Here is a 12,892-nt window from a genome sequence, read left to right on the forward strand (position 1 = left end):
CAATGAGTGACATGCTGAAGATCGAGGTGCGGGACGACGGCATTGCCGTGCTTACCATGAACCGCCCCGGCAAGCGCAATGCCATGTGCGATGAGCTGCTGGAGGCGATTGATGGCTTCTTCCGCGCCATTCCCGAAGGCGTCCGCGTGGTGGTGCTGACGGGCACCGAGGGGCACTTTTGCTCCGGCCTCGACCTGAGCGAGCACAAGGCGCGCGATGCCGAGGGCACCATGCGCCACTCGCGTGGCTGGCATGAAGTGATGGAGCGCATCCAGTTTGGCGGCGTGCCGGTGGTGTCGGCGATGTTCGGCGCGGTGATTGGCGGCGGGCTGGAGCTGGCCACCTCGACCCATGTGCGGATTGCGGAGCCTTCAACGATCTTCCAACTGCCCGAGGGGCGGCGCGGAATTTTCGTGGGCGGCGGTGCAACCGTGCGCGTGGGCCGCATTCTTGGCGCCGACCGGATGATCGAGATGATGCTGACCGGCCGGAAATATGGCCATGAAGAGGGCAAGGCGCTAGGGCTCGCCCACTATGCTGTGGGCGAAGGCGAGGCGCTGGAGCTGGCGATGGATCTGGCCCGCAAGATTGCCTCGAACGCGCCGCTCTCCAACTACATCATGGTGCAGGCGATTGCCCGGATCGAAGACATGGCAAAGGCTGATGGGCTCTTTACCGAAAGTCTCTGTGCCGCCCTGACTCAAACCTCGCCCGATGCGCTGGAGGGCCTTGCTGCCTTCCTCGAAAAGCGCGCGCCGAAGTTTAGCTGATGGCCACCACGCGCCCCCGGCTGGTGCAGCCCGAGCCGCATGACGAGGGGCTGAGGGCGCATGTCGGCTACAACATGAAGCGGGCGTTTCACATGATCCAGATGGATGTGAACGCCACGCTCGCCCCCTTCGGCCTGCGGATGGTGACCTTTTCCGCGCTGGTGGTGGTGATGGAAAACCCCGGCCTGAGGCAATCGCAACTGGCGGAGCTTCTGGCCATCGAGCGGCCCAACCTCGTGGTGATCCTCGACGAGTTGGAGCAGGCCGGGCTGCTCACCCGCGACCGCGCCCCGGACGATCGCCGCGCCTATGCGCTGCATGTGACCGCAAAGGGCCTGGCCCTTGGCGAGGAGGCCCGGCTGGCTGTGCAGGCGCATGACAAACGCATGACCGAAGGCCTCGACGAAACCGAGCTGAACTCGCTGATCACCGCCATGAGGCGGATCGAACGTAATGGTAAAGAGGGGAGGAGCCCGAAATGACCATGGATGGCCGTTACCGCGCCCACAACGTGACCCGCGAAACCCGCCCTGATGGCACCATCCTGTTGCGCTCCGGCTATGAGCCAAGCCCGGCGGCACGTGTGACCGGTGACTGGCTTCACCGTTGGGCCGAGGAGGCGCCTGACCGCGTGTTCATCGCCGAGCGCTCCGGGGCGGGCTGGCGCGAATTGAGCTATGCCGAGGTGCTGGAACAGGTTCGAGCCATCGGCGCCGCTCTTGTTGCGCGCGGCATGGGGCCGGAAACGCCCATTCTGGTGATGTCTGGCAACAGTGTGGACCACGGCCTTTTGTCGCTCGCCGCGCAATATGTTGGCATCCCGCTGGTGCCGGTGGCGGAGCAATATGCCCTGATCCACGGTGCCCACGGGCGGCTGAAGCACGCCGTGGAGCTGGTGAAGCCCCGCATGGTCTTTGCCGATGATGCCGCCCGCTATGCCGAGGCGCTGGCCCTGCCCGAGATCGCCGCGCTTGAGCGCCTCGTGTCGGCCAATGCTGAGCCGGGCATGGTGGCTTTCGACGAGCTGCTCAAAGGCGATGCAGGCGTAGAAATCGACACTGTTCATAACAGAATCGGCCCGGACACGGTTGCGAAATACCTGCTGACCTCTGGCTCCACCTCCAACCCGAAGGCTGTGATCACAACGCACGCGATGATGTGCGCAAACCAAGCGCAACTTCTCGATGCGCTGCCCTTTCTCGCCGCCAAGCCGCCCCGGATCGTGGACTGGCTGCCGTGGAACCACGTGTTTGGCGGTTCGCACAACTTCAACATGATGCTCGCCAACGGCGGCTCGATCTACATTGATGACGGAAAGCCGACGCCTGCGCTGATTGACCGAACGTTGGAAAACCTTTCGATGAAGGCAGGGACCACGTGGTTCAACGTGCCGGTCGGCTTTGGCATGGTCGTGGATGCGATGAAGAGCGATGAGGCCCTGCGCCGCTCCGTCTTCTCCGAGCTCGATATGATTTTCTACGCGGGGGCCTCGCTGCCGCAGGACATCTGGTCGGCGATGGAAGAGATGGCGATGGACGTGCGCGGCTCTCTCCCGCTGATGACCTCGTCTTGGGGCCTGACAGAAACCGCCCCCGCCACCCTGCTCCAGCACGAACCGACAGACCGCTCCGGCATTGTGGGCGTGCCGCTGACAGGCGTGACCACCAAGTTCATCCCCGATGAGGATATGCGCTGCGAAGTGCGGGTGAAGGGCCCCAACATCATGCCGGGTTACTTTGAAGACGCGGAGAAGACCAAGGAGGCCTTCGACGAGGAAGGCTTCTTTATCACCGGCGATGCGATGGTGTTTGTTGATCCGGAGGATGCCAACAAGGGCATGAAGTTTGACGGGCGGATCTCGGAAGACTTCAAGCTGCAAACCGGCACATGGGTGCGGGCCGCGGGCCTGCGGATGGACGCGCTGAAGTTGCTGGACGGGATCGCCTCTGATCTTGTGATCACGGGCGCAGACCGGACCGAGATTGGCCTGCTGATCTTTCCCAACATCTCCGCCCTCAATAAGGCAGGTTTTGAGACTGACTCGGCAGATGGCGCGCTGATCGGCGAGCACCTGAAGCGCGAAATACGGCATCGCCTCGCGGAGCGCGCCACGCAAGTTTCAGGCTCTGCCTCACGCATCACCCGCGCCCTCGTTCTGGCCGAACCGCCCTCGATGGGCGATGGCGAGATGACGGCCAAGGGCAACCTCAACTTCCGCAAGGTGCTGACGCGCCGTGCCGAGTTGCTGGAACGGCTTTACGACAACGCCGATCCGGCTGTGATCACATTGAAGGACAGCTGACATGGTAGATATTTCCAAGGTCCGCGCGATCGACATTCACACCCACGCCGAAGAGCCCTGCGGCTGCCATCCGGACGATGGCTACGACGATCTGCAGAGCACGATGGCAAAGTACTTCCGCGCGCCGTGGGAGCATCCGCCCACCATCCCGGAAACCGCCGCCCACTTTCGTGAGCAAAACATCGCTGCGGTGATCTTCCCCGTCGATGCCGAGCGGGAGACGGGCTATCGGCGCTACTCGAATGACGAGGTGGCCGAGCATGTGGCTGAGAACAGCGATGTGCTGATCCAGTTTGCCTCCATCGACCCGTGGAAAGGCAAGATGGCGGCCCGCGAGGCACGGCGGCTGATTCAGGATTACAAGGTGAAGGGCTTCAAGTTTCACCCGACAATGCAGGGCTTTTTCGCCAACGACCGCATGGCCTACCCGCTCTACGAGGTGATCGAAGAAGAGGGCTGTGTTGCGCTGTTCCACACCGGGCAGACGGGTGTGGGCAGCGGCATGCCCGGCGGCAACGGAATGCGGCTGAAGTACTCGAACCCGATGTATATGGATGATGTGGCGGTGGACTTCCCCGACATGAAGATCATCCTCGCGCATCCCTCCTTCCCTTGGCAGGAGGAGGCGCTGGCGGTGGCCCAGCACAAGCCCAACGTCTACATCGACCTGTCCGGCTGGTCGCCCAAGTATTTCCCAGACATCCTCGTGCGCTACTGCAACTCGATCCTGAAGAAGAAGGTGCTCTTCGGCTCCGACTGGCCGATGATCACGCCAGAGCGCTGGCTGGCCGATTTCGAGAAGATCGGCATCAAGGACGAGTTGCGCGAAGATATCATCAAGGGCAACGCGGCGCGGCTTTTGGGGCTGGCATAGAGCCTACTGCGGGGCGGGATTATTCCCGCCCTACGGGAGCAGCTTGCCGGGGTTGAGGATGCCTTTCGGGTCCATCGCCTGCTTGATCGCACGCATCGGTGCCAGCGCAGGGCCGTGTTCGGCTTCCATGTACTTGCGCTTGCCCAGCCCGATGCCATGCTCGCCCGAGACGGTGCCGCCAAGGCTCAGGGAAACCTCGGCCAGCTTTGCCGAAAACGTCTCTATCATGGCGATTTCGGCAGGATCTTCCGGATCAAACCCGATGCCGGTGTGAAAATTGCCGTCGCCGACATGGCCCACAATCACCGGCTCCAACCCCAGATCTCGGGCAGACTCCTCGGCAGCAGAGACCGCCTCTGCCAGTTTGGAGATGGGCACGCAGACGTCGGTTGCCAGCATGCGCTTGCCCGGATAAAGCGCCTTTGAGGCGTGGTGCGCGTTGTGGCGCATGGCCCAAAGCGCGTTGCGATCTTCCGCCTTGGTGGCGCGGGTGAAATCCTGTGCGTTGAAGTCGGCGGCAATCTCTCCGAAGAGCTCGGATTGCTCCTGCACCGCCGTATCGGAGCCTGCAAACTCGAGGAACAGGTGCGGCTCTTCGGGCAGCCCGGCATTGCTGCCGAGGTTGAAGCCACGCACCATGGCGGAATTGACCAATTCGATCCGGGCCATTGGGATGCCGCTTTGGATCGTTGTGATCACACAGTTCACCGCATCCTCGACGGACGGGAAGCGGCAGGTGGCGGCAACGATGGCCTCGGGCTGGCCGTGCAGCTTGAGGGTGAGCTCGGTGATGATGCCGAGCGTGCCTTCAGAGCCAATGAGCAGGTGAGTGAGATCGTAGCCGGACGACGACTTGCGCGCGCGTGAGCCGGTGCGGATGATCCGCCCGTCGGCGAGCACCGCTTCAAGCGCCAGGATATTCTCGCGCATGGTGCCATAGCGCACCGCCATTGTGCCGCTGGCCCGCGTGGCCGCCATTCCGCCGAGCGAGGCATCGGCGCCGGGGTCGATTGGAAAGTAGAGGCCGGTGGCGCGCAGCTCGTCGTTCAACTGGCCGCGGGTGACGCCGGGCTGCACTGTCACATCCATATCGGCGTCATGAACGGCGAGGATACGGTTCATCAGTGAGAGGTCGAGCGTGAGCCCGCCCTGCACAGGCAGGTGGTGGCCTTCCAACGAGGTGCCGGTGCCGAAGGCGGTCACCGGCATGCCTTCGGCATGGGCCACTTTCATGATCTCCGAGATTTCCTCGGTGGTCTTGGGGTAGGCCACGGCATCGGGCAGGGCATCGGCGAAATGCGCCTCGTTCTGGCCGTGGGCTGCACGTTCGGCGTCGCTCCGCTTGAGCCGGTCGCCAAGGAGCGTTTCGAGCTGGGTTAGAGCCTGTTCATGCGCCATTCAGCCCTCCAGAGCCTTGCCAATCCGTGCCAGTGCCTCGCGGATGTTATCCTCGCTGTTGGCATAGGAAAACCGCAGGAAGCCCTCACCATGCGCGCCAAAGCTGGTGCCAGCGACGGTGGCGACGCCGCAGGTTTCGAGGAAGCGATCCTGCGCCTCGCGGGCCGTGAGACCGGTGCCCTCGATATTGGGGAAGGCATAAAATGCCCCGGCGGCATCGGCGCAGCGCACGCCGGGGAGGGCGTTGAGCCCATCGACGATAACTTGGCGGCGGCGGTCGAAGGCCTCGACCATCTTCACCACCTCGTCCTGCGGGCCCTCCAGAGCGGCGATTCCGGCGAACTGGGTGGGCGCGTTGACGCAGGAGTGGTCGTTGATGCAGAGCCGGGTGGCATGATCGACCAGCGCATCGGGCCAGACGGCATAGCCGAGGCGCCAGCCGGTCATCGCGTAGGTTTTCGACCAGCCATCAAGCATGATCAGCCGGTCGCGGATTTCGGGGTAGTTCAACAGGCTCGTATGCTGCCGCCCGCCGTAGAGCATGCAGGAATAGATCTCGTCCGACATCAGCACCACATCGGGGTGATCGGCGAGGCCTGCAACCAGCTTGTCGATCTCTTCCTTCGGGGTAACGCCGCCGGTGGGGTTGGCAGGGGAGTTGATGATGATGAGGCGGGTGCGCTCGGTGATCTGGCCCAGCACCTCCTCGGCGGAGAAGGCAAAGCCCTTGTCCTCGCGCAGCGCGATGGGAACGGGGGTAGCGCCGGAATACTTGATGACGCTCTCGTAGATCGGGAAGCCGGGGTTGGGATACATGATCTCGGCGCCGGGCTCGCCCAGGAGCATGCAGGCGAAGAACATGGTGGGCTTGCCACCGGGCTGCACCACCACGTTATCGGGGTTCACCTCGGCCCCATGCCGACGGTGCAGATCAGCCGCCACCGCCTCGCGCAGGGCGGGGAGGCCGTTGGCGGGGGTGTAGCCGTGATGGCCATCGCGCAGCGCCTTGATCCCGGCCTCGACGATATGTGCGGGCGTCTGAAAATCGGGCTGGCCGATGCCGAGGTTGATGATGCTGCGCCCCTCGGCGGCCAGCTTTCCGGCGCGGGCGAGAACCTCAAATGCGCTCTCTGTGCCAAGCCGGCTGGTGCGCTGCGATAGTGTGACCATGGATCTTCCTCCTCGGCACAGCTTTTCGCCCGCCGGGCGGGAAATGAAAAGGCCGGAGGGCGCACGCATTGTTAAGGATGGCTTCAGGATTGATCGCCCTGCCCGTGCGGGCTACACCCACCCGGCGCGGTCCCGTGGCTCAACTGGATAGAGCAGCCCCCTCCTAAGGGGCAGGTTGCAGGTTCGAATCCTGCCGGGATCGCCAGCTCTAGGCGGCGGATTTCTTGAGGGATGGGGTGGCCTCGACGGCGGGCAGCATGCGTGGGCCGTAGAGCAGAATGTCTGGCAGGTGCGCGCGCTCCTTTTCCTGCATTTCTGCGGCAAGCTCCGCCATGCGCCGACTGTCTTCGAGAATCGTGTTGCGTTCGGTATTTGCCCTGTCTTGGGCGGCGGCGAGCTGTGCAATTATGTCACCGATCCCGGCATTGGCCTCGCCTGAGCGACTGTCTTCAATCTTGAAGGCGACGCGGAGTGTGTCGAGCCCCAGCAGCATGCGCTTCATATCGCGGCAGGAGTTGACGATTCGGCCCGCCTCCGTGGCCACGAGGGCATAGGCCTCCCGGGATTTGGCCTTGTAGTCGGCCTGTAGCCCTCCGAGCATTTCACGTTCCGGCGATATCTCCACCCCGCCCAGCTCGCGACGTTCTGACAACAGCTGGCAGTCGCAGCGGGCCAGAATGGTTGCGACGGAGCCGACGAGCATGGCGCGCTCTATGGTGCGGCGGATGGAGGAGAAGCTGGTGTTCTCACCCACAACATGTGCCTCGAACCACTCGGACATATCGACGGACATGCCCTCGTAGTTTCGCGCCAACACGCTGAGCGGCCCATCGGTGCGCTCAACCCGCGCGGCCTTGATCTGGAGGTTGCGGGGAATGCCGCCGAGATAGGTGAACTCGGTCGAAAGCCGCTCGGTTGCGGTGATGATGGAATCGGCCAAGCCAACCAGCTCGCGGGCCCCGGTGACACTTCCGATCGGTTCGATCCCGAGGGTGTGGCACTCGCTAAGAAGCTCCTCCCCCACCGCGTCGACAACGAAGGCATCGTAATTGGCATAGCCCATGCCTTGCAGTGCATCGAGCATCATCTGCGCGCTGTCATCAACAGATGTGCCCCGGCCCTCCGCCGCGAGCATCTCTTCGTAGAGCGCCTTTACCGGCTCAAAAAGCTTGCTGGTGGGTTTGACGCGCGCCGAAAGATAGCCGCCCTTGCAGGGCGCAACGATGGCGAAGACCCAATAGTTGAGCCCGTCCTTGGCGCGGTTGTCGACGTAGGCGGCGGTGACCTTGCCGGCCTTCAGCTCTTCCCAGAACACACGAAAGACCCCTTTGGGCATTTCGGGGTGGCGCACCGTTTTATGCGGTGCGCCCAAGAGCTCATCCCATTCGTAGTGCGCAACCCGCTGGAACACGTAGTTGCCACTTTGAATGACGCCACGATCATCGGTGCGGGAATAGAACACCTCGCCCAGATCAAACGGAGCCTCGCCGTTTTGCGGGCGAAACTCGTTGCGCTGCTCTTCTATGGGGTCCATCCGGGTGCTCCTCGCTCCTGCGGCTCAGGCCTTTAAGCCTGCTCCGCACGAGTGCTACCGCCAAACCCCTATCGTTCGGTTAACCGCTGCGCCGAAGCTTACTCTTCCAGCTTGCCGTCGAGGATTTCTGCGAAGTCCTCATAGCTCATGTTCGAGTGCTTCTCACCGTCGATGATGAAAGTGGGCGTGGACTCGACCTCATCGGCCTCGGCGTTCTTGAGGAACAGTGCATACATCGCCTGTGCCTTATCGGCATCGCCAAGGCAGGCATCCACCTGTTCCCCATCGAGGCCGGACTTCAAAGCCAGTTTGCGCAGGTCACCGTGAATGCCGTTCAGGTCGCGCGATTTGAGCCATTCTGCCTGCTCGGTGTAGATCGCATCGGTAATGCCGAAGTAGCGCATCGGGCCAGCGCAGCGGGCAACCATCCCGGCCCAGAGGCCCGGCTTGTCGAAGTAGATCTCGCGGTAGATGAAGTGCACCTTGCCGGTGTCGATATACTCGGTCTTCAGCTTCTTGAAGACATTGGCGTGAAAGCTGGCGCAATGCGGGCAGGTGAAGGAGGCGTATTCGATCACGGTCACCGGCGCGTCTTCTTCGCCCAGCGTCATCTCGATGATGCCGGAGGTATCGACCTCCTCTGCCGTCTGCGCCTGAGCGGACAGGTCAAAACCGGTGCCTCCGGGCTGGCTGGTGCGGTTGATGGCAAAGTAGCTGCCTGCCGCAAGGGCCGCGACGAAGATGGCGGAGTAGAGGACTTTGGTGTTCATGGGTGGCCTTTCGGTCTGCTCGGGCGGGCTTGGTTCAGCCGCGTTCGGACTTGTGGATGACATGGGCGCCGAGCCGGCTCAAGGCCGCTTTCAGCGCGGGATCAGTGACGCCTTCGGCCAGCGCCTCGGCCGCCTTGCGCTCGGCAGGGGCAGGCTGTGCCCGGCGTTTGGGCGCGTGGTTGAAATCGGCCTGACCCTCGGCAAAGCCGGTGGGGGCGGTTTGGGTGAACTGGATGCGAGAAATGGCCGCGTAGCCATAGACGGAGTTGATCCGCTCGCGAATCTGCTCCTTCTGCATTTCCAGCATCGGGGCGTTGGCCCCGGTCGTCAGCACGCGGAGGGTGGCCCCGAAAGCGCCGCGGCCAAACTTGACCTCAAGCGGGCGCGTAACCGCGGCTGTCTGCTCTCCGACGATTTCGGCCCAGTGGGTCAGCACGCGCATCTCGGCAAAGCCCCGCTTTTCGCTCGCCTTGCGGATATCCGCAGAGACGAACTTTGCCGTTTGGGCGAAGCCGCGCATGTAGCGCTTGGGGGATTTTGCAGGAGCCTTGGCCATGGCCTCGCATTTCACTGGTTTGGCCCCTATCTTACCGCCCGCGGCCCGGAGGGGGCCAGCCAAATGCGGGCAGGGGAGCCATAAAGATTGCGTGACGGGAAGATGAGCGCGGCGCTGCTGGAATGGTATGACGCCCACGCCCGCGTGTTGCCGTGGCGCGTGCCCCCCGGCAGCGACGCGCGGGCCGACCCGTATGGCGTGTGGCTTTCGGAGGTGATGCTGCAGCAAACCACGGTGGCGGCGGTGAAGGATTATTTCCACACCTTCACCCGGCTTTGGCCCACGGTCGACGCACTGGCGGCGGCGAGGGACGAAGACGTGATGGCCCGCTGGGCCGGGCTTGGCTACTACGCACGCGCGCGCAACCTGTTGAAATGCGCCCGCGTGGTGGCAGAGCGCGGGGGCTTTCCCGAGTCTGCCGAGGGCCTGCGCGAACTGCCGGGCATCGGCCCCTACACGGCGGCAGCGGTTGCGGCGATTGCCTTTGACCGGCCCGAGGTGGTGGTGGATGGCAATGTGGAGCGGGTGATGGCGCGGCTTCATGCCGTGCAGGAGCCCTTGCCTGCCGCCAAGCCGGTGCTCACCGCCCATGCTGCCGCGCTGACGCCCAAGCGCCGGCCGGGGGATTACGCCCAAGCGGTGATGGACCTCGGCGCAACGATCTGCACCCCCAAGAGCCCGGCCTGCGGCATTTGCCCGTGGCGGGAGCCTTGCGCCGCAAGGGTGGAGGGGATTGCAGCCGAGCTGCCGAAGAAGACCCCGAAGAAGCCCAAGCCGGTGCGGCTTGGCCATGCCTATGTGATCCGCCGGGCGGATGGTGCGTTTTTGCTGGAGCGCCGCCCCAAGCGCGGGCTTTTGGGTGGAATGCTTGGCTGGCCGGGGGCGGAATGGCGCGAAGAACCTGCTGCCGCAGCGCCGCCGGTGGAGGCTGCTCTGCATGAAATCGGGGAAGTGCGGCACACCTTTACCCACTTCCATCTGATCCTGCGTGTGCATGCCGGGCGTGCCGAGGTGGAGGCCCCGGAGGGGCTGCATTGGGAACGGCTTTCGCCCGCCGCCCTGCCCACGGTGATGCGCAAGGCCTATGATCTCGCCGCAACGTCAGCCGCGCTTGATGTGGCAGGCGATTGAAACCGCGCCGCGCCCCTCTATGATCTGCGCGAGGCGCGCATGACCATCGGGAGAGGGCCAATGGCCTCTGCATCCATCTCAAGTTTCCGAGCGGCGGCGCCTTTCTGGGTGTCGCTCCTGACCGTGCCGCTGGTGATCGCCTCCGCAGCCTGGGGCGGGCTTTGGGTGCTGTCGGTGCCGCTGTTCACGCTGGCGGGCGCCACCCTCGCCGATGGGGCGCTGGGGCTGAACCTCGACAACCCGGACACGGAGACCGACGAGGCCCAGCTGTTCTGGTATCGCCTCGTGACCCTGCTGTGGTGCCCGGTGCAGGTGTGCCTGCTGTTGGTGATGCTGGCGTGGGTGCCCGGCGCGGCGCATTTGAACGTGGTGGAGAAGATCGTGATCTTCTTCGGCCTTGGCGTGGTGAACGGCGCAATCGGCATCGTCTATGCCCACGAGCTGGTGCATCAGCGCAATCGGCTGGAGCGTTGGCTGGGTGAAATTTTGCTGGCCTCGGTGCTCTACTCGCATTTCCGCTCGGAGCATCTGCTGGTGCATCACCGGCATGTCGGCACCCGCGCCGACGCGGTGACGGCACGGTATAACGAGAGCTACTGGAGCTTTCTGGGGCGGGTGATGCGGGAGGAGCCGGTGAGCGCCTTTAAGGCCGAGAAGGCCATGCTGGCGCGCAAGGGCCTGCCGTGGTGGCACCAAAGCAATCCGCATTGGCGCTACTGGGCGCTGCAACTGGCCTTCATCGTGGCGGCCTGTGTGCTGGGCGGCTGGGCCGGGCTGCTGTTGTTTCTCTATCAGGCGCTCACGGCGGTTTGGCTGCTGGAGCTGACGAATTACATCGAGCATTACGGGCTGACGCGGAAGCACCTTGGTGATGGCCGCTACGAGCCTGTGCGCCCGCATCACTCGTGGAACGCGGCGCATAAGGCGACGAACTGGCTGCTGATCAACCTCCAGCGCCACTCGGACCATCACTACAAACCGTCGCGCCGCTTTCCGCTGCTGCAAACTTACGACGAGAGCGAGGCCCCGCAGCTGCCTTACGGATACCCTGCGATGGGGTTCATGGCGGTGATCCCGCCGCTCTGGCGCCGCCGGATGAACCCGCGCGTGCGCAAGTGGCGGGCAATGTATTACCCGGAGATCACCGATTGGGGGCCTTACAAGCGCGGGGAGTTGCCGTTGCCGGGGTGAGGGCATGTCATCCTCGGGCTTGACCCGAGGACCTGGTGTCGAGAGATCCTCGGGTCAAGCCCGAGGATGACGGTGCTATTCCACCATTGTCACACCATCCGGATCACATCCTTGTCGATGGCGAGCATGTAGCCTTTGCGGGCGATGTTCTTCACCAGAAGCTCCGAGACCATCTGGTTGCCCAGCGAATCCCTTAGGCGCTTGATGCGGGTCGCCCCGGCGGCCTCGTCGCAATCGGCCTCGGGCTTGCCTTGGATGACGCCCTCGATGGCGGCGCCGGTTAGCACGTCTTCATCCATCCGGGCCTCGGCCAGTACCGCCAGCGTTTCTATCGCCGCCTCGGTGAGCTTGAATTCCATGTTGTTGAGCAGCACCACCCGCTCTTCGCGCGAGATTACGAGGCTGGAGACCTGAATGCCCTGCTTCTCGATCTCGCCCATCCGCTTGTTCAGCGCGATTATGGTGACAAGAAACACCAGCGCGGCGATCAGCAGGGCGGTGGAGAAGAGGAGCAGCACGAAGATGACGATCCGGTAGCTGACCAGAACATCCCCAAAGGCGGTGCCGGATTGCGCGAGGATCTCCAGCAGGGTGACGGCCTCGCCCGACACAAGCGCATCATTCTCGGTGAAGATCTGCTCGACCCGCGCGTTGAAGGCGTTGCCGTCCGGCAAGGTCAGAAACAGGAACACCGCCGCAATCGCGAGAATGGCGACGATGCCGGCAATGCCGAAGGTGACGACGCGGTTGCCCGTGCTGCGCAGGTCAGTAGCGAAGGAAGTTTGATCCGGCATTCTGCTGCTGCGCCTTGCTGGGGGTGCCCTCGAAGAGCGAGATGACGTTGAGTAGCACCCAACCGCCACGCTGCAAACGGGCGGCGATTTGTGCCTGTGCCTCGCCGCGCGGCGGGCAGGCGTTGCCAAGCTCCATCACACCGTAATGGAGCTTGAGCGGATTGTCCTGCTTGGCCTTGTACTCGGCATAGCAGGCGGCCCCCGCAGGGGCGGCCGCCAGCGCCAGAGCGAGCGCGGCGGCGGGAAGGGTGAGGAGCGTTTTCATACGTGTAGTCATGCGGTTGCGGCCGCCGATATTCAATAACAAAGGCCCCCGCACGGCCTGATATGCGATAGCCCGGCGGCGATATTGTTTGTCCGGCCCGGCACCGCCCATCCTTGCCTCATCACCGCCCCGGCGCG

Annotated in this window: 13 protein-coding genes and 1 tRNA gene; 7 read left to right on the top strand and 7 right to left on the bottom strand. The window is 63.7% G+C overall.

The annotated features are described in order from the left end of the window. The first annotated feature begins 2 nt into the window (after positions 1–2). The 4 genes from FHY55_RS02030 to FHY55_RS02045 are packed head-to-tail and all read left to right on the top strand — an operon-like array spanning position 3 to position 3,946. Complete coding sequence (locus FHY55_RS02030; RefSeq protein ID WP_140012601.1) at positions 3–770, top strand: crotonase/enoyl-CoA hydratase family protein; 768 nt, start codon at positions 3–5, stop codon at positions 768–770. Beyond that, on the top strand, positions 770–1,252 hold the full coding sequence (locus tag FHY55_RS02035) for a MarR family winged helix-turn-helix transcriptional regulator (protein ID WP_140012602.1): 483 nt from the start codon (positions 770–772) through the stop codon (positions 1,250–1,252). Before FHY55_RS02030 ends, FHY55_RS02035 begins: the two co-directional genes overlap by 1 nt. Beyond that, positions 1,249–3,072: a feruloyl-CoA synthase gene (locus tag FHY55_RS02040; protein ID WP_371707200.1), complete on the top strand. Its 1,824-nt coding sequence runs from the start codon at positions 1,249–1,251 to the stop codon at positions 3,070–3,072. Before FHY55_RS02035 ends, FHY55_RS02040 begins: the two co-directional genes overlap by 4 nt. Position 3,073: 1 nt before the next feature. Further along, entirely contained in the window at positions 3,074–3,946 is an 873-nt protein-coding gene (locus tag FHY55_RS02045) for an amidohydrolase family protein (protein WP_140012603.1), read from the top strand. Positions 3,947–3,976: 30 nt separating this feature from the next. On the opposite strand, the gene FHY55_RS02050 is transcribed toward FHY55_RS02045, so the two are convergent. Next, entirely contained in the window at positions 3,977–5,344 is a 1,368-nt protein-coding gene (locus FHY55_RS02050; protein WP_140012604.1) for an FAD-binding oxidoreductase, read from the bottom strand. Further along, the gene (locus FHY55_RS02055) at positions 5,345–6,514 is read right to left on the bottom strand and encodes a pyridoxal phosphate-dependent aminotransferase (protein ID WP_140012605.1); all 1,170 of its coding nucleotides are present in this window, start codon (positions 6,512–6,514) and stop codon (positions 5,345–5,347) included. A gap of 128 nt (positions 6,515–6,642) precedes the next feature. Here FHY55_RS02055 and FHY55_RS02060 point away from each other — a divergent pair. Continuing rightward, a tRNA-Arg gene (locus FHY55_RS02060) sits at positions 6,643–6,719 on the top strand. 3 nt (positions 6,720–6,722) lie between these two features. Here FHY55_RS02060 and FHY55_RS02065 read toward each other — a convergent pair. The 3 genes from FHY55_RS02065 to FHY55_RS02075 form a co-directional block, all read right to left on the bottom strand. Continuing rightward, positions 6,723–8,048 (bottom strand): PAS domain-containing protein, encoded by a 1,326-nt coding sequence (locus FHY55_RS02065; RefSeq protein ID WP_140012606.1) that lies wholly within the window; start codon positions 8,046–8,048, stop codon positions 6,723–6,725. 98 nt (positions 8,049–8,146) lie between these two features. Then, positions 8,147–8,818, bottom strand: coding sequence for a DsbA family protein (locus tag FHY55_RS02070; protein WP_140012607.1), 672 nt, complete (start codon positions 8,816–8,818; stop codon positions 8,147–8,149). A 34-nt stretch (positions 8,819–8,852) separates the two neighbouring features. Then, a complete protein-coding gene (locus FHY55_RS02075; protein WP_210410524.1) occupies positions 8,853–9,374 on the bottom strand; it encodes a DUF721 domain-containing protein in 522 nt (173 codons plus the stop codon). Between the two features lie 102 nt (positions 9,375–9,476). Between FHY55_RS02075 and FHY55_RS02080 the strand changes: the two genes are divergently transcribed. Further along, positions 9,477–10,505 (top strand): A/G-specific adenine glycosylase, encoded by a 1,029-nt coding sequence (locus FHY55_RS02080; RefSeq protein WP_140015969.1) that lies wholly within the window; start codon positions 9,477–9,479, stop codon positions 10,503–10,505. Positions 10,506–10,565: 60 nt separating this feature from the next. After that, positions 10,566–11,696 (top strand): alkane 1-monooxygenase, encoded by a 1,131-nt coding sequence (locus FHY55_RS02085; protein ID WP_140012608.1) that lies wholly within the window; start codon positions 10,566–10,568, stop codon positions 11,694–11,696. Positions 11,697–11,785: 89 nt separating this feature from the next. On the opposite strand, the gene FHY55_RS02090 is transcribed toward FHY55_RS02085, so the two are convergent. Then, complete coding sequence (locus tag FHY55_RS02090; protein WP_140012609.1) at positions 11,786–12,490, bottom strand: hypothetical protein; 705 nt, start codon at positions 12,488–12,490, stop codon at positions 11,786–11,788. Then, the gene (locus tag FHY55_RS02095; protein WP_140012610.1) at positions 12,462–12,755 is read right to left on the bottom strand and encodes a hypothetical protein; all 294 of its coding nucleotides are present in this window, start codon (positions 12,753–12,755) and stop codon (positions 12,462–12,464) included. Before FHY55_RS02095 ends, FHY55_RS02090 begins: the two co-directional genes overlap by 29 nt. Positions 12,756–12,892: the final 137 nt, after the last annotated feature.

Source organism: Oceanicola sp. D3, from assembly GCF_006351965.1.
In the GTDB taxonomy this organism is placed as follows: domain Bacteria; phylum Pseudomonadota; class Alphaproteobacteria; order Rhodobacterales; family Rhodobacteraceae; genus Vannielia.

Bases quoted from the DNA above. Each gene is read 5' to 3' on its own strand.
- FHY55_RS02030 (WP_140012601.1), top strand. From the start codon at position 3: ATGAGTGACATGCTGAAGATCGAGGTGCGGGACGACGGCATTGCCGTG.
- FHY55_RS02035 (WP_140012602.1), top strand. From the start codon at position 770: ATGGCCACCACGCGCCCCCGGCTGGTGCAGCCCGAGCCGCATGACGAG.
- FHY55_RS02040 (WP_371707200.1), top strand. From the start codon at position 1,249: ATGACCATGGATGGCCGTTACCGCGCCCACAACGTGACCCGCGAAACC.
- FHY55_RS02045 (WP_140012603.1), top strand. From the start codon at position 3,074: ATGGTAGATATTTCCAAGGTCCGCGCGATCGACATTCACACCCACGCC.
- FHY55_RS02050 (WP_140012604.1), bottom strand. From the start codon at position 5,344: ATGGCGCATGAACAGGCTCTAACCCAGCTCGAAACGCTCCTTGGCGAC.
- FHY55_RS02055 (WP_140012605.1), bottom strand. From the start codon at position 6,514: ATGGTCACACTATCGCAGCGCACCAGCCGGCTTGGCACAGAGAGCGCA.
- FHY55_RS02065 (WP_140012606.1), bottom strand. From the start codon at position 8,048: ATGGACCCCATAGAAGAGCAGCGCAACGAGTTTCGCCCGCAAAACGGC.
- FHY55_RS02070 (WP_140012607.1), bottom strand. From the start codon at position 8,818: ATGAACACCAAAGTCCTCTACTCCGCCATCTTCGTCGCGGCCCTTGCG.
- FHY55_RS02075 (WP_210410524.1), bottom strand. From the start codon at position 9,374: ATGGCCAAGGCTCCTGCAAAATCCCCCAAGCGCTACATGCGCGGCTTC.
- FHY55_RS02080 (WP_140015969.1), top strand. From the start codon at position 9,477: ATGAGCGCGGCGCTGCTGGAATGGTATGACGCCCACGCCCGCGTGTTG.
- FHY55_RS02085 (WP_140012608.1), top strand. From the start codon at position 10,566: ATGGCCTCTGCATCCATCTCAAGTTTCCGAGCGGCGGCGCCTTTCTGG.
- FHY55_RS02090 (WP_140012609.1), bottom strand. From the start codon at position 12,490: ATGCCGGATCAAACTTCCTTCGCTACTGACCTGCGCAGCACGGGCAAC.
- FHY55_RS02095 (WP_140012610.1), bottom strand. From the start codon at position 12,755: ATGAAAACGCTCCTCACCCTTCCCGCCGCCGCGCTCGCTCTGGCGCTG.